Raw genomic sequence first — 1315 nt, forward strand, 5'->3', positions numbered from 1 at the left:
ACCGGGCGCAGCCCGAGACTGCTCTTGGTGTCGCGCCAGCCGCGCTCGACGGCGAGTAGCTGCTTGTAGGCGGCGGTCAGGTCCTCGGCACGGAGGGTCAGATCGGAGGTGCGTAGCAGCCACTTGCCGTCGTAGTGGGCTTCCCGTTGCGCGGCGGCGCGGTCGATGCGCAGCAGCCCGGTGGCGGTGCGCCGCAGCAGCCTGCGCAGCCCGGGCTTGGCTTTCAGGGAGCCGACCAGCTCGTCGCGTTTGCGGCTCGACCAGGAATCGGAGTCCTCGATCAGCCCGGACAGGTGCTCGATGAGCCGCTCGCGCACGGCGGCGTCGCGGGCGGCGGCATCGGGGTTGTGGCAGATGACGAACCGTTCGGTGCGCGCCCCGTCGGCGGTGCCGCCGCCGGGTGCCACCCGAATCTCCTTGACCCGCAGGTTGTCGGCCACGGTGTGGTAGCGGCCGGGGCGGGCCAGCGCGGCGGCGGCCTCGGTGTTGGTGTGGCGCAGCTTCTCGACGTGGATGTAGTGCCCGCCGCCGCGGGTCAGGTAGGCGCGGTTGGCGGCCGAGGCGAACCCGGCGTCGGCCACCCACACCAGCCGGTGCAGGTTCCAGGCTCCCAGGTCGTCTTTGACGGTGCGGATGATCTTCTGGTCGCCGGTGTCACCGGGAAAGGTCCAGCAGCGCACCGGGATGCCGTCACGGGTGACCGCCATCGCGATCACCACCTGGGGCAGGTCGTCGCGGTGGTCGGTGGACGTGCCGAACCGACGCGCTGCGCCCTCGACCGCTGTGGCGGTGCCGTCGTCGGGCTCGGGATCGGGCTGCACCTCGGCCAGCTCATCGGCGCCGTCGACCTCCCAGTAGGTGGAGGTGGTGTCGACGAAGACGATGTCCACATCGAGGTTGAGCAGATGGGCCACCGAGTCAAAAATCGCCGCCGCGATCTCGTCCAGCGCGGCCAGCAGGAAGTCCATCGCCCGATACGCCGCGTCGTCGGAGAACCCGCCACAGCCGGCGATCGCGACCCGCTCGGCCACCCAGCCGGTGGCGGCCAGCTTGCTGCCCGGTTCCAGCGCCCGCTGCGCCACCAGCGCGAACAGCACCCGCTCGGTCGCGTCGGCGTCCAGACGCCGGTCGGCCGCCACCCGGCGCAGCGCCGCGCCGACCCCAAGGCGCTCCCAGAGTTGGTCCAGCAGCCACGCCCCACCGAAGCGGCGCGAGTCCAGCACCTCGATGTCGCCGGTGTGCGCGGCCGCGATCGCCTGCTCGGGGTCGAGGAACCGGGCGATCGAAGCCACCAGCCGGGCCAGCGCATCGCGGT

Annotated in this window: 1 protein-coding gene; it reads right to left on the minus strand. The window is 72.2% G+C overall.

The genetic code is table 11. The annotated features are described in order from the left end of the window. Positions 1 to 1315: IS1634 family transposase (locus JDV09_RS27350; RefSeq protein WP_221372068.1), on the minus strand; the 1315-nt coding region annotated here is incomplete at both ends.

Source organism: Mycolicibacterium xanthum (genome assembly GCF_019710635.1).
Classification (GTDB): domain Bacteria; phylum Actinomycetota; class Actinomycetes; order Mycobacteriales; family Mycobacteriaceae; genus Mycobacterium; species Mycobacterium xanthum.